Origin of the sequence: Pseudomonas sp. HLS-6 (assembly GCF_002753995.1) — a bacterium.
GTDB classification, from domain to species: Bacteria; Pseudomonadota; Gammaproteobacteria; order Pseudomonadales; family Pseudomonadaceae; genus Aquipseudomonas; species Aquipseudomonas defluvii.
The window spans coordinates 2,271,208-2,288,074 of sequence record NZ_CP024478.1 but is presented as its reverse complement, the minus strand read 5'-3'; the positions used below and the strand labels follow the sequence as shown (position 1 = coordinate 2,288,074).

Here is a 16,867-nt window from a genome sequence, read left to right as displayed (position 1 = left end):
GAAGTTAGCTCGCTGAAATTGCTTTTTGGAGATCTGACGTAGAGAGCCGCTCAGCGTCTTCAAGCGTACGACGCAACTCCGCCGTCAGGTGCCGTTCGATCTCCCAAGGATCGGTCATGGACGCCAGCTCCGATGCCAGCTGAGACGACAGCCGTAGCAGTTGATCGCGCAGCAATCGGCCAGCGTTGTATGCGCTTGTTTCGACAGCTTCACGCTCAACTAATGACCCCTGCTTAGTGCGCAACTCAATGACGCTCATCGCGGCAAGACTTTGCTCACGCAATGCCCGAGCCTTGTGAAAGTCAGGTAGCTGAGCCGAAGGCAGATGCTCCGGCGCAGCCGTGGGAATCGGCTCGGCCGATGGGCTTAGCTGGCTGTAAACGTCTCTTTGAAGCCGGTCTTGATGGTGTCGAGCAGCTACAGCGGCCTTGCTGGGGTCAGCGGTTTCGTGGATACGGGCCTCGGTGGCAAGGACGTCGACCTTCTTGCCATCGGGCGACAGCACCAGCCGATCGTTATCCTTCAACCAGGTGATGTAACTTGGCGACCTTCCGATACGAGCCGCGAAGGTGCTCTTTGACATGTAAAGCGGTTCTGTCATGAGCCCTCCTTTTTCAACGGCTTTTCAATGGGAACCTTTCAATTTCAATGGATTGAATTTCAGTAAGCTGGCACCCCTGCGGCTAACACTTTCCCGCGGGTTTCCGACCCCGTACCCTGGAAAATCCCCCAGGGTCCCCGGCCTCCCCGGCCCTAGCCAGCAGCGACCGAGGCACCTCATCACACCAACCAGCTCGCGACCCCATAGAGGGCAGCCAATGCCGCACCGACACCTGCCAAAAACGGCCATACAGGGGCAGGATGGCTTTTAATCTCAGAAACAGCGAGCGGGGCAGCTTCAAGCCCCGAGTCGAAATCAATGACCGCGTCGTCACGAACAACGAAGCCGCGATCAGAAGAGCGCGCAACCACTTCATCGCCATTCTCCAGCGCCAGCTCGCAACCGAAATAACGGAATTTTTCAGCTTCGACGCGAATAGGCGAACGACGGTCAGGAAGAAAAACAGAGAAAACCTGCTTACTCATAGGCACACCCCATTAACGAATGGCTCACCGACATGGCGAGCTGTGAAAGAAAGATCAATCGTGATAACAAGTCCGGTTGAGAAGCGTCAGCCCGACACTCTCATCAAAAAGGACTTAACAATGCAGTTAGATATCTATCGCGATCAGGCGCTTGAGAAACTTCTGATCGTTGAAAAGGGCCAGGACATTCACAAGCTATCGATTAACGAGCCGGCCTTTCTGGTGGGTTTGAAACCAACTCGCGACATCGATGCTGACTTCGACGAACTGCCCACCGGCATAAACAAAGACGACGTGCTGCAAGCGATTAAAGTGCGCGGTTACTACGCGGACACGTTCAACCCCACCATCAAGGAGGTCGACTGCTAACCTAATCGACAGCAGGATCGAGACAGTCCGCTAGCCCGGATGGCTCGTCTTACTCAGCACCAGGGTGACTGGGCGGAGGCACATCGCAAACGCCCAGGCGCTTGGCGGCCCAGCGTTCGTAAAGCCCGATGGCGACATCGGCACCGGCCATTGCCGTCAGGCAACCAATGGATGCTGCCGCCCAAATCGACACGCCCATGGAGTACATGAGCATGATGGTCGACAGGCCGCAGACAATGCAGGCACCTGACCGCAACGCGATGCGTCGCACCAAACCCCAGCCCCTTGCACCAGCCTTGTCAGCCCGCCACATTTCACCAGACACGCCGCCAACCAGGGACAGCACGACGACCATCCAGATTGGCATTTCGATTAACGCTTGTTGCTCATTGGTCATGAGGGCCTCATAGGTCGAATGCACGGCGCCGAAAAAAGAAAACCCCGCCAGATGGCAGGGTTCTCGATGCTCCGACAACTCGGGGCGGGTTTGCACAGCACAGTGCCTGGGGAGCGCCTAAGCGCAATTCGCATATCGTGGCGACGTTTTACCCCCTACCGGAAAAACCGAAAAGAGGCAGTTTTCGGTCATTCGCTTCGACGCGACTTTGACGCAACTTTGGCGCAACTCTGACGCATGTCACTCCGACGAACGGTATAGCCGCGAACCACACCTTGCCTAGCCATCAGGATCACCACGACCTGTTGGTGTAGCGCCTGAACCCAATTGCGATAAGTGCGGTCCGCCCCTTCAGCCAGACCAATCTCTTGCATCTGTTCACGCACCGTCACGCTATGGCGGTAACGGAGTCGGGCCAGGTGCGCCAGTTTCTGCCCGCGCTCATCGCGGCGCTCCAACTCAGCAACAGCTGCATCAACCTCTGCGGCTGCGTAGTCCATCCCCGATCCGCCACCCAGGAGTGGACGAGTACCTGGCGTGCCACGCGGCGCGCTGCCCTTCCAGTCCATGATCGCGCCCATCTGGCTGCCCAGGCTGGCTTCGTGGCCGAGCCGGGCGTGCTGCTCGCCCCAATGCCGCATCAAGCTCTCGATGTCGTCAATCATCCCTGAATCCCCCAAAAAACCTGTACCCAACACAAAACAGCACTACCCGACACAAACCCAACACAACCGAACACCAATGATTTCAATAGATTCAGAGGCTCTGTGTTTAGTGTGTTGGGTTTGTTGAGTTTTTGAGGGTTCGCATGTGGAATGTTTTTCTCCTTATTACCCTGCCTGAATACAACGCGCATGCGCGTGCGCGACGCAAAACCCAACACACCCCAATCAGCACACCGCAAATCCGCGCAAAATGCGCACTTACAGTGTGTTGCCACAACCAATTCCACCCAACACAAACCCAACACACCCACCACACCCAAGGTCGTACTCATGCGGCAAGCCCCTTCACATGGTCCCAGGCATCCACATTCCAACCTGCCAACTTGGCATTGGCACGCCAAGCGACAACAGCTTTGCCCAGGTCGGCCGCTGTCAGTGATGGGGGCAGGGAAGCCTCGGGGTCATCAGGGAAAAAGAACGCGGCAAACCTTCTGTTGTTGCCATCTGTCCAGGGAATGGGCCGCGTCTTTTCCACGACCGAGCTGATGAACAGAGAGAACTTCGTCTGACTCATCGAATGCTCCTTGTTGCGCTGACACCATTCCAGAAACAGCGCGTACAAGTCCGAAGTGGTGCAACTGCCCCACAGACCCTGCCCCAGGTCACCACACCGCCAGAGGTGCAGAAAGGTCTGCCAAGCAGCCCGGCTCAGCGCAACCAAACGCTCCCTCGCCTCAGTCTTCGGTGGCCTCGTGCGCTGGTTAAAATCGCCAAGGTCGACACTCAGCAGCCAGCCATACAACGCAGCCACCCCACCGTTCGCCAACTCATGCCCAATGGCTTTCTGTCGTTCGACAGGCAAGGTTTCCGTGGGCCACATCACCAGCATGCGCCGGTCGCTGTCGCTGATCGGCCAAGGCAGGATTTCATTGCTCAGAAAGACGGCGTTCATGTGGTTGGACTCTTCCCAGCCATTAATGAACTTCGACTCCATACGCACCGTCTTGCCGGTGATCATGTGCTTGATCTTGCCGACTTGGTTGTAGCGCTGGTCGCGGCTGACAACTTCCTCGAACACAGCCCAAAGCTTGCGGCTCTGCCAAGCGTTGAAACTGCCTTCCAACTGCGTCTGTCCGACGGTCGCGGCGTATTGCCCATAAAGGGCACCAAATACATCAGCGAACAGCAGGCTCTTACCGGAGCCCTCCATGATGGAGTGCATCAACACAGCGGTGTCCATCTTGGCGCCCAAGTGCTGCAATGGGTATGCAAGCCACTTGGTCAGCCAGTCGGCGGCCCGCTCGTCATTGTTACAAAGGAACGAAATCAGCCAGCGCAAGTTCTCACAGGCTGCGTCGTCTCTCACAGGTTCAAGAGGCAGCCCCTCGAAGGTATTGATGTAGAGATTCGGGTCTTTGGTCATAGTTGGGTCGAAGACGATATGGTCGACATCGACAACCCGCCTTTCCGCACTGTTCAGCCATAGCGCATAGGCATCTCCTAACGCCATCTTGACAGCACCCTCAGCGATACGGCGCTTCTTTTCTCGGTCCCAAACATCCTTGGTACCGTCGATATAGACGTACCTGTCGATCGGCGACATCTGCAGCGCACCGCCCTTCTTGGTGGTCATGCGCCGCGCCTGCTCGAACTCCTGTACCTGATCAGGCGAAATCAGTCTTTTGTCTTGCCGCTCGATCCACTCTTTGGCCAAAGCCTTACCGACCAGAGCCTCAAAGCCCGACTTCTTCATTACCTTGGTCTTATCCAGATCCCACACATGAGTGGTTCCCTCGACCAAGGCAAAGCGGCGGCGCAATTGTTCGATACCTAGAGCATCACCCTCCCCCGCGCCCCCATTGTCAGAGGAGCGGCCCGCGCCGGGATCGCTGTCGTCTGATGGGGCGCGGGGAAGCTCACCAACTGGTGGCGGCGCAGGCACTCGAACGGGAGCATTCAACCCGAGAATGCGAGCAGCAGCGCGGGTTGCAGCCTGCACGTCACCGCCATGCTCAAGCACGCAAAACACATCAAAAGCATCGTTTTGATGCCCGTTGGCCAGCGGGTCTGAACTGTGATGGGAGTACAGCTTTCCATCGGTAATGGTGATCCCGGGCAGACCGCTACTGCTGTGAGGACACAACCACTTGGCACCGTGGCGTGTATAGCCATGCGCAGTGATCAGCGACTCAATGTCGTGGGAACGATTGAACTCGTCGATCACCTTGGGCAGCTCACGACCGCTGCGAGGGGCTATGCGGTGAGGCTCTGTAACTGCGGGCTTCGCCATTGACGCAGCCTTGGGCACCCACGGGCAAACTGCCTCAGCGCCACGCTTGAACTCGTCCCAACCCTGCCAGATCGCCAACAGATCGGACGGCAAGTCCGGCAGCCCCTCTGGCTTTGGCGGGTTTCGCCAGGTGTAAGGCTTACCGGTACCAGGATGAATTGAAGGCGGCATGACATCTTGAACTAGGCCTGCTCGCAGCTCGAGCACAGTGAACTTTTTAAAAGGATCCGCAGCTGCCCGCATTACAGCTTCGCGCTCAAAATCACCAGCATCCTTCGCGGCCTTAGCCTGGGCCATCAGCCCTTTCCATATCGCCCCATCGGGATCACTCTGATTGGGCCAGCTCAAGGAGTGACGGGTGAGATCAATGCCGTCGGGTACTCGGAACAACACACGAAAACGCGCCGGGTTTCCCACCACCGTAGGGTGAGCCTCCGCAAGCGCATCCAGATCCATCCCCAGCTGTTCACGCAAGACAAAGCGGGTCCATTCAACGTCGTCGACGTCTAGGGAACAGACCCGACTCGGCCCCAGTACGACACCAAGATTGTGCGATGGGTTGTCTTGCCAGAATGCCTCAGCTGCCTGAGCGTCGGTAATGTAGCCACCTGGCTGGTTCCAACCTTTGCCTTTGGGTCCTTTTTCGCCGGGCTCGATCGGCACCAACGCGAGACCGAATGTTTCAATGTAACGCCGAGCCCAAGCAGATATAGGCATTCCATTGCGCTCAGTCATCTGCAACGCTCCCGCAGTTCCTGGCAACTGATGCAGGTTTCACAGCCTGGCACAGACTGCTGACGACGCAACGGAATGGACTCATCGCAATCAACACAGAACTCGGCACTTGGCTTGGCGCCCTGGCGCTTGTGGCGCCCCAGCGCGACCTGCAAGTGGTAGTCGGCCTGTTCATTGGCCAGATCAGCGATGTCAGCCATGGAGACGGTCCTCCATCGATTTACGTGCGCCGGCCATGATGCCAAGCACCTCGCGAATGACGTCCATACCGCGCTGCTCCAGGTCGAGCACTTCGTGCTGCTCCCATCGTTTGTCGGCTGCACCATCGTGCATGCTGGCAACAAACTCTCCAGCCTCTTCCAGTAGTTTGCCTACGGCCTTCAGAGCCTCATGGGTCGCAGGCACTGGTACCGGGCGGTACCACACAGCACCTGCCGGGCGCACAAGTGCATCCAGCAATCGCGGATCCGCCGTAAGGCGAATGACCTCTTCCAGTTCATCTGGGGTGAGCCACCGGCGCTCCTCATCGAGCTTCAGCTTTTTCTGTAAGGCGTCGTTGTCGATTACCATTTGAAAGGCAAGAGCGGTAACACCGCCCTTGAAGTCGCGCCCGGCACGATAAAGCGCCTGACGCAAAGACAGAACCGGACCAGCGTCCGGCAGTAGGTCTGTGCGACTCATAACCGTAAATCCCCTGTTTACGGTGTAGCCATAAAAGCGGGCACGCCCTATCCTATGACTACGACCGATGTGCATGTGCTGTGTGTCGTCGTAGCTGGGCCGGGGTGATCTTGTGGTGAGAGGGTCCCGGCCCGGCGTCTTTTAAGCAGCATTCGTTTTTTTGCGATTTCCAATGGGCCGTATTTCCACGGCCGTACACTCCCCGGCATCGTTGACTCTGATCCTTATGTCGCGAGCCGAGTTAATCATCTGTGATACCGCGCTTTGCGATACGCACAGCAGTGCAGCAAGCTCTGGCTGCGTTCTACCCTTGGCGAACTCGCAAAGGGGAATACCAATCTCGTTGCTCATACCTACGTCCTCGAGAGGCTGCCAGCAACAGATATTAGTGTTACTTCTTTATTGTCGCAAGCAAAAAAATCAGCCCTACTGTTTGGTTAAAATAAGCTTCGCTTATAAATTTGATGGTATGACCTACGACCCGCTTACTCCGACCCCCGAAATACGAAGCGCTGAAGCTGCGCGCCTCAAGGCTATCTATCAGGCTAGAAAGCGTGAGGATCCCTCTCTAACCCAAGAGAAGCTTGCAGATGCCTGTGGCTGGGCTGGTCAGAGCGTGGTGAGCCAGTACATGAACGGCAAAATTCCACTGAACATTAGCGCCCTGTACCGACTCGCCGCATTCCTAAATTTCCAGATCGACGAAGTCAGCCCTCGCCTGGCAAAGCTCGCACGTATGCCAGTACTGGGAGCCCCACACGATAGTTTTGCCCCAAGCATTGGTGAAGCATCCAAGCCCGAGATCAGATCGGAACTCATTCCAATCGAGGTTTGGGACGACAGCACGCCGCTCGGTAGCGACGAAGTAGAGCTGCCATTTTTCAAGGAAGTTGAGCTGTCAGCTGGTAAGGGTTCAGAGGTTATGCTGGAGACAAATGGCCGTAAGTTGCGCTTTGGTAAACGGACGCTGCAAAGAAAGCAGATCGACCCAGCATCTGCCGGTTGCGTCCCGGTTACCGGCAATAGCATGGAACCCGTCTTGCCTGACGGAAGTACTGTGGGAGTAGATACCGCAGCGACTCAGGTTCAGGACGGCAAAATGTACGCTATCAATCATGACGGCCAATTGCGCGTGAAGCTGCTCTATAGGATGCCTGGTGGTGGCCTACGTCTGCGGAGTTACAATTCCGATGAGCATCCAGACGAGCGTTACGATGGAGACTACGTGGAGTCCCACATTCAGGTAATCGGCAAGGTTTTCTGGTATTCCGTACTACTGTAACCATAGGGCGCCGAGAAGCGCCCTAATTTTTACACCAAAATATAAGTATCACTGTTGACATAATAAAGCAGTGGCACTAATTTTGTCGCGTACCCCCTCACCACAGAGTACGTGACATGAATTCCACACAGCACAACGCACCCTGCCAGGTGTACCTGCACCCAGCCGCCTGCAGCTCCCGCGCAGCGGTTGAGGCTATCCAGCGCCGTACCGGCCTGCTGATCATCACCTCCCCTAAAGGCCGCGCCAAAGCCGTAAAAGCCAGCAATGCCATCGGCGCCCCATTCGGGGGTGACGTAGCATGACCAAACTTCTGATTGGCCTCGCTGGCCGCGCCCGCTCCGGCAAAGACACCGCAGCAAAGCACCTGGTCAACACTCACAATCTCCAGGCATACGCGTTCGCAGACCCATTGCGTGACGGCCTGATGAACATCTTCAACCTGAGCCCCTGCGACTTTGATGGTGATCGCAAGGAGCAGTCGATTGGCTGGCTCGGCAAATCGCCACGCGAGCTGATGCAATCCATCGGTACAGAGTGGGGCCGCAACTTGGTCCACCCGGAACTCTGGCTCTTGGTCGCAGAACAAAATCTCGCATTCCTGGCTGAAACGTATGACACCGCATCGGGCTTCGTCATCAGCGATCTGCGCTTCGAGAATGAAGCCGAGTTTGTCCGCAAGCGTGGAGGCGTGGTTATTCACCTCATCCGCCCTGACACCCCAGAGGTCAATCCTCACAGCAGCGAACTAGGTATTGGCATTCAGGACAACGACCTGGTGCTGCACAACATCGGTTCGCTGGATGACCTGTACGGCCAGATCGACGAGTTCGTACATGTGCTGGTTAAACGCGCTCAGCGCTTTGCAGCGTGAGGCACAGCCATGAATCGAACCCTCGACGCGACCGCCGCCCTGCTCGGCCTGAAGCCACGGACATTCCGTAAACGTCTGCGTGAAATCGGCATCCTGACCCAATCCGGCGAGCTTGCAAGCAAACACCGAGATCGGGGCTACATGTACGTCGACGCACGCAGCCGCTGGAACCCCAGCATCAACACCTTCAGCCACTACAGCGTGGTCATCGTGAAAGAGAAAGGCGTCGCCTGGCTCGCCAAGCAACTCGGCATCGAAGTGACCCAACAGAGCAAGGACAACGTGGCATGAGCCAAAACGCTATCACCTCTGCAGTCGGTGCCCTGAAGCTGGTACCCATGTTCCTCAATCACCCTACGGTGATCAGTCGCGCCACTCTCACCGGTGCAGCTGCTGAGGCCCTAACACTGCTGGAGGGTCTTCCCCCAGCAGCAGTCGAACTGATCGAAGCCTTTCGCTGCGTAGAACAGGTGATCGCTGAAGGCCAGGTTGCCTACGTCACGCCAACCAACTCGCCAGAGTTCCCTCTGGGCGCAGTGGTAGCCGATGCCAAGGGGCAAGTCTGCGCAGCCGCATCAGGAAAGACCAAAGAGGGGCTGGCAGAACTGATCCGCCTCAAGTTGCTGCCGCCCACTGAGGGGCGTGGGGAGACCCCATGAGCGACACGCTTAACCAGCTACGCCGCCAATGGACAACGCCCTGCCCAACTCTGACCGCTATTCGGGAGCACTATTTTCCGCACATCCGAACCGATCGCCATCTGCGGGACGAGATCAGGGCAGGCCGGATCAAACTCAAGCTCACCAAGCTGCACGGCTCGGCACGCGCCAAGCCTGTGGTTTATCTGCACGACCTTGCCGCCTACCTGGATGCACAGGCACAGCAAGCAGCATGACGGCGGCCCCGGCCTACAGGGGCATTAACCAGGAGCACAGCACATGAAAGCAACTGATACCAACGACTTTTTCAACTCACTCAATGCTGGCGTATTCAGCCAGCAGATTGGCCGCGCCCTCTCGGACGTTGCCGCCGGCGTTGTTGACCACAGCAAGGTCGGGGAAGTGACCATCAAGCTCAAGATCAAACAGATCGGCCAGAGCAACCAAGTCGCCATCAGCCACACCCTGGACTTTGTCGAGCCCACCAAGCGTGGCAAGCGCCGCGAAGACACCACCCTGGACACTCCGCTTTACGTAACAGCTCAAGGGCTGACCCTGTTCCAGACAGACCCGACCGCACAGCTGTTTACCCGCGACGAAGCCCCGGTCAAGGCCCGCGAAGTTTAAACCCCGTGCTGCACCAAAACCTCTCACCAAAAAGGAAATACCTGATGTCCCTGAATAAAGACACCCTCGAACTGATCATCGACAACGCAGCAGCAGCGCGAGAATTGCCGCTGACTCATGTGCCCGTAGTCGCCCTACCGGATAACGTCCAGGTCCGCAGCCTGGAACACCTCCAGCTGCATCGGTCGCGCTTCCGTGGAATGCTGAACACAAATAGCCTTCACGACTTCGCGGACTACGTGCTGGCGCAATCCTCGGAGACCACCGCTCGAGGCTTTGTCGATCAGGACAGCATGAGCTGCACTGTCTTCTTCAACCTGGGTGACTCAAACCTGCCGGGCCATGGCGACGACTTGGCCAAACTGGCGCTGAAGCCAACCGCCGCTTACCAGGCGCTGACTGCCATCGCCGGCAAGCAGCTCACTCAGCGCGAGCTGGCCGAATGGATGGAAGACTGGCACGCCAGCCTGGCCGCGATCCAAGACACTGGCACCCAGCTCGCCATCGGCGCGGCTGTGAACGCCGTGCGCAACATCACCATCAAGGCAAGTTCCGCCGCGAACCACTCCGAACACAACTTCGGAGCCTCACGCAGCGCCATGGACAGCATCGAAGCGGCCAGCGATGACATCCGCATCGACGCCCTGCACTTCACCTTCGCTCCCTATGAAGGCCTGGGCGAGCGCACCTTTACCCTCAAGCTCAGCATCCTGACTGGCGGCGACAAACCAGCGCTCAAGCTCCGCTGGGTGGGCAAAGAAGTGCAGCAGGAAGAAATCGCCCAAGAGTTCAAAGCAGTCCTCAGCCAGGAAGTCGGCAGCGCAGCCACCCTCACCCTGGGCACCTTCAGCGTAGGCAAGTAACACCATCGCCCGCCGCCGACCTCTCACCAAAGATCACGGCGGCGGGCACCCTATACGGAGCGCAGCACATGCAACAGCAGCACTACATCCTCGCCCTTGTAGCCCTTTGGTTGTTCACTCTAGCATTCCTCCCGTTCCTGTTCGCCACAACCCGCCACCGCGCTAGCACCGCTGGCTTTGAAGATGGCCTCGCAAAACGGCACGCACTGCATGCACTTGAGATCGAGGAACTTGAAGGGGAGCTGGCCAAAACCGGCGCCGAGTGCGAGAGCTTGCGCGCAAAACTGGCAGAACTGGACGCAGACGCCGCTAGCTGGGTCTGCGGGGAATGCGGTAGCAATGCCCAGACGCGCAATGCTGATCATCCAGTCTGGCACGGCAAGCCTCGCGCCAACATACATGCCACCGCAGCTCGAGAAGTACTGGCCGAACGGCGTCGACAGATTAAGGAAAAAGGCTACACGCCGGAGCACGACGAACATTACAAATCCGGTGAGTTGGCCAAAGCCGCTGCTGTAATCACCCTGCTTGGGATTGGAACCACTCCAGAATGGCCCCCTCTGAATAACATTTGTCGCTGGCCAGTAAAGAAGGAAGCCCCACGCCGCATGCTGGTCAAGGCCTGCGCCCTGATCCTGGCCGAGATCGAGCGCCTGGACCGAACGCAGGTGCAGAGCTAATGGCTATGACCGCATCTCGTCACCAGCAAATGTTGGATAGCCAGTCCACTTTGGCACAGAAAATTTTCCAGGCGGTACCGATCCAGGAGCACTGGCATTGCTCGAACATCTATCACTTGTTACGGACCACCGGCACAGCCGCAGATAACCGAGCTGTGCGCAGGTGCCTTGGCGAACTGAAAGAAGCCGGCCTAGTCCGTGAGCCGATCAGCGGGCATTTCCAGCGCGTCACGCCGAAAACAGCACCATCAAGAAAGAAGGAACAGGACATGCCAAAAGAAGCACTGAAGGTCGTATCAGCCACAAAGAAATCCGAAGCTGGTGCGCTTGATGTGCTGGCCAGTCTGTCTCACGAAGTGATTTCGGTTGCTGAAGATTTCAGCCAGCGCTTGAAAAGACTGGCAGCACGCATCGAGGAAGTTGCACTTTCCGTTGAGGCTGAGCGCGAAGGCAATGCCGAACGATTGGCCAAGTTCAAGCAACTGCAGTCGCTACTGAAAAGCCTGCAGGGAGAACAGTGATGAATATGCCGACCCTGCACGCTGCTAAGCACTTCTTTGAGGGACCAGACGATGAGTAAGTGGCAGGGAGACACTGTTCAGGCTGAGACCCTTAGTGAAGAAGAAGTGGCCGCAATTACTGGGTACCAGAAGCCGTCAAAACAGATCACCTGGCTAACAAACAACGGCTGGCAGTACGCGTTGAACAGAGCAAGACGCCCGATTATAGGCAGGGTGTACGCCCGCCTGAAGCTTGCCGGTGTAAAGCCTTCAGCAACCAATGCTGTGGCGGACACCTGGACATTAGACCTGTCGCGGGTGGGATAACGAATGCGCAAGAGAAAAAAGGAAAATCGAGACCTGCCGGAGCGAATGATCCGGCGGGCCAGAAAGAGAAAGAGTGGGAAGCTATGGGTGGCTTACTACTACTGCGGCCGGGATGCAGAAGGCAGGCGGGTCGAAATACCTCTGGGACAGGACTTGGCTGAGGCCAAGCTTGAGTGGGCACGGCTCGAGCAGAAAGCCATGCCGAAGGTCATGAGCTTGATGCGGGAACTGTTTGATCGCTACGAGCGAGAAATCATTCCGACCAAGAAACCCCGCACCCAAAAAGACAATGGCTACGAGCTGAAGAACCTACGAAAGGCGTTTGATGAGGCCCCAATCGAGTCGATTACGCCACCAGTGGTTGCCCAGTATCGCGATGCCCGCTCTGCCAAGACAAGGGCGAACCGAGAGATCGCATTGCTTTCGCACGTCTTTACGATTGCCGTTGAATGGGGTTTTGCAGACAGGAACCCCTGCCTTAAGGTCCGTCGAAACAAGGAAAAGGTGCGCGACTACTACGCTACTGACCAGGTATGGGACGCCGTTTACAGTGAAGCCGTTCAAGAGCTGAAGGACGCCATGGACCTTGCCTACCTGACAGGTCAACGCCCCGCCGACACGCTCAAGGTATCGACTGCCGACCTGACCGACGAGTACTTGTTCGTCGGACAAAACAAAACAGACAAGCGGCTTCGTATTCGGTTAACCGACGGGGACCAACCTTCCGGCCTGGGACGGTTCATTGACGATCTGCTGGAGCGGCGAGCACTAGCCGGCATCAAGAGTTCGCGCCTGATCACCAATCAGTCAGGCTTGCGCATGAGCTGGGAAATGCTGAGAAACCGATTCAGTGAGGCCCGTGAACGCGCAGCAGCACAGATCGAACACGCCGGAGATCGAGAGCTAGCCGACCGGATCCGCAAGTTCATGTTCAAGGACATACGCCCGAAAGCGGCTTCTGAAATTGAGGACATCAGCCATGCCAGCAGGCTGCTGGGGCACTCGAAAGAGAAGATCACAAAAGACGTTTACAGGCGCGTCGGAGAGATCGTCAGCCCTACTCGGTAGGGCTGAGTTGCGGAACACATGGCAAAAGTTGCGGAACACTTTGCGTTCCAGCCCACAACGAAAAAGCCCCGCAGACCTTAATCTGCGGGGCTTTTGAATATGGAGGCCGAGGTCGGAATCGAACCGGCGTAGACGGATTTGCAATCCGGAGCATAACCACTTTGCTACTCGGCCTCAAATGTCCGAAGCTGCTATCGCTGCTTCAAACTCGCTTCAACTCTTTGTTATCTAAAGAGTTTTTGCTGACTCCCTGTGGAGTGAGCGGGATTATGTACTCGTTTTTTGACCTTGGCAACCCCTTGTTCACATTTTTTCTTCTAAGCGCGCTAACCGGGTGCCTGAACACTGTCACGGGCATAGCCTTCCGAGGCTTGCGCTGCAGCAGGTGCCAACCGCACCGTGTTTCGGCCGGAGGCTTTGGCCTCATAGAGGGCGACATCGGCCCTGGCAATCAGGTTCGCCGTGCTGTCGCCTGGCTCGGGAGTGCCGCACCACACGCCGGCACTGAAGCACACCGGGATACTCAGCCCATCGACCACCGCCGGTGCCCTCGCCAATGACATACGCAGTGCGTCGAGAACGGCCAGCGCACCCTCGGCATCGGTGGACGGCAGCAGCACGAGGAATTCCTCGCCGCCGTAACGGCCAATGATGTCGGCATGACGCAGACGTTTCTTCAAGTGCTGCGCACAATGGACAAGCACCGAGTCACCAACAAGGTGACCGTGAATATCATTGATCTGCTTGAAGTGGTCGATGTCGATCATCGCCACCGCCAGGCTGGCCCTGGTCAGATACGCGCGCTCCAGTTCGTCCGAAAACCGCTCCAGGATCGCCCGTCGATTGAGCATGCCGGTCAAGACATCACGATGGGCCATGTGCTGCAGCTTCGACTCGCTGCGCTCCTTCGACAGCAACACCAGGCCGAGTGAGTACATCATCACCGTCGCCGTCCCGATACTCACGGAAATGGTTTGTGTCAGGTTGCTGACGTTATATTGCATCTCGGCTGCGCCGCCGAGCAGGATCGCCACCACACGCATGCCCAGGCCGATCAGGCTGATGCTCCCGCCGATAATCAGCAACACCTGCGCCCTGCCCCCGGGCTCGCTGTACCGGTAGGCCAGACAAACAATCAACAGGCATTGCAGGATCAGCACCAGCGATGCCGCCAACATGCGCAGTTCCAGGGTGTCGATCAGCAGCGCCATCGACACCAGCATGACTAGCGGCAGGCTGAACACGCGAAGCCAGGGCACCGTCAGGTCACGAATCCGGAAGATGCTGATGGCGTAGTAACCCAGCGCAATCGACAACAAGGTGTTGGCAGCACCATAGGTGAGCCACAAAGGGCCGTGCCCATAGAGGGTGTAGCAAACATAGGCAGCCGCATGGGCAAGCAAGCCGACCCCGGTGGTCAATACACCGTCACGCTGGTTGTACTGGGCCACGAGAATCAAGCAGAACGCCATGATGGTTGCCACAAGGGCAACGGAGGCAAACAACGTTGGCGTATGCGCGACCATGGCAGCTCACTGCGTCCTTGAGGTGGGGATACCGCATAAGCGCCAGAGCTTGCGCTTACACCGCCATGCTGGCAAGTCTTGCCGGCGTCATGCTACTCAGGGTCGAAGGCTGGCCGCCAGTGAGCAGCCTCAGGCATAGCCTCTATCCACGCCTCTCAGGGGCATTTACCGGCGAGGGGTGAAAGACAGCGGCAGGCCCTGGCAATCATCGAACAGGCGGCCCTGGTGCCAGGCCAACTGTCCCGAAACCAGGGTGGTGGCCACTCGGTGATGAAATGCTCGACCGCTGAACGGCGTCCATTGGCAATGGGCAAGCAACGGATCGAGGTCGACGGCGCGCGGCTGCGCCAGGCGCTCGATCAGCACCAAGTCCGCCCAGTAGCCTTCGCGCAGGTAACCCCGCTCCGAAATCGCGAACAACTCAGCGACGGCATGGCTGGTCTTTTCCACCAGACGTGTCAGCGGCAATAGGCCTTGCTCAACCAGTTCCAGCAGCGCTGGCAACGCGTGCTGCACCAAAGGCAGGCCGGACGGTGCCTGACTGTAAGGCACGCTTTTCTCCTCAAGGGTGTGCGGGGCATGGTCGGTGCCGATCACGTCCAGGCGATTGCCCAACAAGGCCTGGCGCAAGGCATCGCGGTCCGCCTGGGACTTGATCGCGGGGTTGCACTTGATGCGGTTGCCCAACGCTGGATAGTCACGGTCGTCGAACACCAGGTGATGCACACAGACTTCGGCGCTGATGTGCTTTTCAGCCTGCGGTTTGTCCTCGAACAGTGCCAGCTCACGGGCGCTGCTCAGGTGCAGCACGTGCAGCCGCGTACCAAAACGCCGCGCCAGCTCCACCGCCAGGCTTGATGAGCGAAAACAGGCCTCGACATTGCGAATCTGCGGGTGCAGCGCGGGGCTGATAAGGTCACCGTAGCGCGCGCGAAACTGTGCTTCATTGGCAAGAATCGACGGCGTGTGCTCGCAATGGGCCAACAGCACGGTCGGCACACAGGCGAACAGCCGCTCCAGCAGCAACGGGTCATCGACCAGCATGTCGCCGGTAGACGCGCCCATGAACACCTTCACCCCCGCCACCTCGCGCGGGTCAAGGCGGGCTACCGTCTCAAGGTTGTCCTTGCTGACGCCAAAGTGAAAGCCGTAGTTGGCCACCGAACTGCGCGCAGCGCGGGACTTCTTGTCGGCCAGCGCGTTCAGGTCCAGCGTTGCCGGGTGGGTATTGGGCATGTCCATGTAGCTGGTGATACCACCGGCCACGGCGGCGCGTGACTCGCTGGCGATGCTGGCCTTGTGCGGTGCGCCAGGTTCGCGAAAATGCACCTGGTCGTCGATCATGCCGGGCAGCAACCATTGCCCGGCGGCATCGATTTCCACGCTGGCGTTGCGCCCCTGAATGCTGCCCGCGATCTTTTCGATACGACCATGGGCAACCAGCAGGTCAGCGTCGACGATGCGCCCTTCATTGACCAAGCGGGCATTACGGATCAGCACACTGCTCACGGCTTACCTCCCGGCGCACCCTGTACCTCGATCTGCTGACCGCAAATCACATTGTAAAAACAGCTTGGGCGCCCGGTATGGCAGGCAGGCCCGTGCTGTTCCACCTGCAGCAGGATGGCATCGCCATCGCAGTCCAGACGCGCTTCGATCAATTGCTGGACATGCCCGGACGTATCGCCCTTGCGCCACAGCTGATGCCGACTACGCGACCAGTAACTCACCCGCCCGGTGGCCAGGGTTTGCTCCAATGCCGTACGGTTCATCCAGGCCAGCATCAGTACCTGGCCCATGTCATGCTGCTGTGCAATGGCCGCAATCAAGCCCTGCTCATTCCAGGGAAGGGCATCGAGTGCTTGTGAAAGGGGGTAACGAAAGCCCGCCGGGGCCTTCTCCAACGCGAGAAGCGACATGCTGAGGCACCTGATTCCGGAAACAAATGTTATCTTATAACATTAACATTCCAAGTGCCTCTACACCGCATCACTGCGTATGACGACTGTCTAGCCCATGCGCAGGTGATGGCGGTTCACTCGTCTCGTTTGAGCATCGTCTGAATCTGCTGCACCGACTCCTGGGTACGCTTGGCCAGGTTGCGAACCTCATCGGCCACCACAGAAAAACCACGCCCCTGCTCACCAGCACGGGCGGCTTCGATGGCCGCGTTCAGTGCCAACAGGTTGGTCTGTTCGGCAATCCCCTTGATCGCACCTGCCACCTTGGCGATTTCTC

Annotated in this window: 24 protein-coding genes, 1 tRNA gene and 1 pseudogene; 13 read left to right on the top strand and 13 right to left on the bottom strand. The window is 57.9% G+C overall.

Translation table 11 applies throughout. The features are described from left to right. Nucleotides 1-4 precede the first annotated feature (4 nt). Nucleotides 5-601: a terminase small subunit gene (locus CS390_RS10745; RefSeq protein WP_099774333.1), complete on the bottom strand. Its 597-nt coding sequence runs from the start codon at nucleotides 599-601 to the stop codon at nucleotides 5-7. Nucleotides 602-780: 179 nt separating this feature from the next. Then, on the bottom strand, nucleotides 781-1,086 hold the full coding sequence (locus CS390_RS10740; RefSeq protein ID WP_099774332.1) for a hypothetical protein: 306 nt from the start codon (nucleotides 1,084-1,086) through the stop codon (nucleotides 781-783). A 120-nt stretch (nucleotides 1,087-1,206) separates the two neighbouring features. On the opposite strand from CS390_RS10740, the gene CS390_RS10735 reads away from it, so the two are divergent. Further along, complete coding sequence (locus CS390_RS10735; RefSeq protein ID WP_099774331.1) at nucleotides 1,207-1,455, top strand: hypothetical protein; 249 nt, start codon at nucleotides 1,207-1,209, stop codon at nucleotides 1,453-1,455. 49 nt (nucleotides 1,456-1,504) lie between these two features. On the opposite strand, the gene CS390_RS10730 is transcribed toward CS390_RS10735, so the two are convergent. The 6 genes from CS390_RS10730 to CS390_RS10705 form a co-directional block, all read right to left on the bottom strand. Then, nucleotides 1,505-1,852, bottom strand: coding sequence for a phage holin family protein (locus tag CS390_RS10730; protein ID WP_099774330.1), 348 nt, complete (start codon nucleotides 1,850-1,852; stop codon nucleotides 1,505-1,507). Between the two features lie 188 nt (nucleotides 1,853-2,040). Next, on the bottom strand, nucleotides 2,041-2,517 hold the full coding sequence (locus tag CS390_RS10725; protein WP_256587599.1) for a hypothetical protein: 477 nt from the start codon (nucleotides 2,515-2,517) through the stop codon (nucleotides 2,041-2,043). A 328-nt stretch (nucleotides 2,518-2,845) separates the two neighbouring features. After that, complete coding sequence (locus CS390_RS10720; protein WP_099774329.1) at nucleotides 2,846-5,542, bottom strand: bifunctional DNA primase/polymerase; 2,697 nt, start codon at nucleotides 5,540-5,542, stop codon at nucleotides 2,846-2,848. Beyond that, the gene (locus CS390_RS10715) at nucleotides 5,539-5,742 is read right to left on the bottom strand and encodes a TraR/DksA C4-type zinc finger protein (RefSeq protein ID WP_099774328.1); all 204 of its coding nucleotides are present in this window, start codon (nucleotides 5,740-5,742) and stop codon (nucleotides 5,539-5,541) included. Before CS390_RS10715 ends, CS390_RS10720 begins: the two co-directional genes overlap by 4 nt. Continuing rightward, nucleotides 5,735-6,223 (bottom strand): phage regulatory CII family protein, encoded by a 489-nt coding sequence (locus CS390_RS10710; protein WP_099774327.1) that lies wholly within the window; start codon nucleotides 6,221-6,223, stop codon nucleotides 5,735-5,737. The genes CS390_RS10715 and CS390_RS10710 overlap by 8 nt, the downstream gene beginning before the upstream one ends. 141 nt (nucleotides 6,224-6,364) lie before the next feature. Then, complete coding sequence (locus tag CS390_RS10705) at nucleotides 6,365-6,574, bottom strand: helix-turn-helix transcriptional regulator (RefSeq protein WP_099774326.1); 210 nt, start codon at nucleotides 6,572-6,574, stop codon at nucleotides 6,365-6,367. Between the two features lie 118 nt (nucleotides 6,575-6,692). Between CS390_RS10705 and CS390_RS10700 the strand changes: the two genes are divergently transcribed. The 12 genes from CS390_RS10700 (at nucleotide 6,693) to CS390_RS10645 (ending at nucleotide 13,103) form a co-directional block, all read left to right on the top strand. Further along, nucleotides 6,693-7,505 carry a helix-turn-helix transcriptional regulator gene (locus CS390_RS10700; protein WP_099774325.1) on the top strand — a complete coding sequence of 271 codons (813 nt, stop codon included), beginning with the start codon at nucleotides 6,693-6,695 and terminating at the stop codon, nucleotides 7,503-7,505. Nucleotides 7,506-7,621: 116 nt separating this feature from the next. Beyond that, entirely contained in the window at nucleotides 7,622-7,810 is a 189-nt protein-coding gene (locus tag CS390_RS10695; RefSeq protein ID WP_099774324.1) for a hypothetical protein, read from the top strand. After that, entirely contained in the window at nucleotides 7,807-8,379 is a 573-nt protein-coding gene (locus CS390_RS10690) for a deoxynucleotide monophosphate kinase (protein ID WP_099774323.1), read from the top strand. Before CS390_RS10695 ends, CS390_RS10690 begins: the two co-directional genes overlap by 4 nt. 9 nt (nucleotides 8,380-8,388) lie before the next feature. After that, nucleotides 8,389-8,670, top strand: coding sequence for a phage antirepressor KilAC domain-containing protein (locus tag CS390_RS10685; RefSeq protein ID WP_157767131.1), 282 nt, complete (start codon nucleotides 8,389-8,391; stop codon nucleotides 8,668-8,670). Continuing rightward, nucleotides 8,667-9,038, top strand: a complete 372-nt coding sequence (locus CS390_RS10680; protein ID WP_099774322.1) for a hypothetical protein — start codon at nucleotides 8,667-8,669, stop codon at nucleotides 9,036-9,038. Before CS390_RS10685 ends, CS390_RS10680 begins: the two co-directional genes overlap by 4 nt. Further along, complete coding sequence (locus CS390_RS10675) at nucleotides 9,035-9,274, top strand: pyocin activator PrtN family protein (RefSeq protein WP_099774321.1); 240 nt, start codon at nucleotides 9,035-9,037, stop codon at nucleotides 9,272-9,274. The genes CS390_RS10680 and CS390_RS10675 overlap by 4 nt, the downstream gene beginning before the upstream one ends. A gap of 43 nt (nucleotides 9,275-9,317) precedes the next feature. Next, nucleotides 9,318-9,665 carry a hypothetical protein gene (locus tag CS390_RS10670; protein ID WP_099774320.1) on the top strand — a complete coding sequence of 116 codons (348 nt, stop codon included), beginning with the start codon at nucleotides 9,318-9,320 and terminating at the stop codon, nucleotides 9,663-9,665. A 44-nt stretch (nucleotides 9,666-9,709) separates the two neighbouring features. Beyond that, nucleotides 9,710-10,528 carry a DUF2303 family protein gene (locus CS390_RS10665; protein ID WP_099774319.1) on the top strand — a complete coding sequence of 273 codons (819 nt, stop codon included), beginning with the start codon at nucleotides 9,710-9,712 and terminating at the stop codon, nucleotides 10,526-10,528. A 68-nt stretch (nucleotides 10,529-10,596) separates the two neighbouring features. Then, nucleotides 10,597-11,208: a hypothetical protein gene (locus CS390_RS10660; protein WP_099774318.1), complete on the top strand. Its 612-nt coding sequence runs from the start codon at nucleotides 10,597-10,599 to the stop codon at nucleotides 11,206-11,208. Beyond that, the gene (locus CS390_RS10655; RefSeq protein ID WP_256587598.1) at nucleotides 11,208-11,729 is read left to right on the top strand and encodes a hypothetical protein; all 522 of its coding nucleotides are present in this window, start codon (nucleotides 11,208-11,210) and stop codon (nucleotides 11,727-11,729) included. The genes CS390_RS10660 and CS390_RS10655 overlap by 1 nt, the downstream gene beginning before the upstream one ends. A gap of 51 nt (nucleotides 11,730-11,780) precedes the next feature. Further along, nucleotides 11,781-12,035 carry a DUF4224 domain-containing protein gene (locus tag CS390_RS10650; RefSeq protein WP_099774317.1) on the top strand — a complete coding sequence of 85 codons (255 nt, stop codon included), beginning with the start codon at nucleotides 11,781-11,783 and terminating at the stop codon, nucleotides 12,033-12,035. Between the two features lie 3 nt (nucleotides 12,036-12,038). After that, nucleotides 12,039-13,103: a tyrosine-type recombinase/integrase gene (locus CS390_RS10645; protein WP_099774316.1), complete on the top strand. Its 1,065-nt coding sequence runs from the start codon at nucleotides 12,039-12,041 to the stop codon at nucleotides 13,101-13,103. A 100-nt stretch (nucleotides 13,104-13,203) separates the two neighbouring features. Here the strand turns inward: CS390_RS10645 and CS390_RS10640 are convergent. From CS390_RS10640 to CS390_RS25650, 5 genes and pseudogenes are all read right to left on the bottom strand, one after another. Beyond that, nucleotides 13,204-13,277 (bottom strand) — tRNA-Cys (locus CS390_RS10640). 152 nt (nucleotides 13,278-13,429) lie between these two features. Then, nucleotides 13,430-14,629 (bottom strand): GGDEF domain-containing protein, encoded by a 1,200-nt coding sequence (locus tag CS390_RS10635; protein WP_099774315.1) that lies wholly within the window; start codon nucleotides 14,627-14,629, stop codon nucleotides 13,430-13,432. A gap of 165 nt (nucleotides 14,630-14,794) precedes the next feature. Then, nucleotides 14,795-16,138 (bottom strand): dihydroorotase, encoded by a 1,344-nt coding sequence (locus tag CS390_RS10630; protein WP_099774314.1) that lies wholly within the window; start codon nucleotides 16,136-16,138, stop codon nucleotides 14,795-14,797. Next, nucleotides 16,135-16,548 (bottom strand): phosphoribosyl-AMP cyclohydrolase, encoded by a 414-nt coding sequence (gene hisI, locus CS390_RS10625; protein WP_099774313.1) that lies wholly within the window; start codon nucleotides 16,546-16,548, stop codon nucleotides 16,135-16,137. Before hisI ends, CS390_RS10630 begins: the two co-directional genes overlap by 4 nt. Nucleotides 16,549-16,676: 128 nt before the next feature. After that, nucleotides 16,677-16,847: pseudogene (locus CS390_RS25650) on the bottom strand (methyl-accepting chemotaxis protein); the annotation flags it as partial. Between the last annotated feature and the right edge of the window lie 20 nt (nucleotides 16,848-16,867).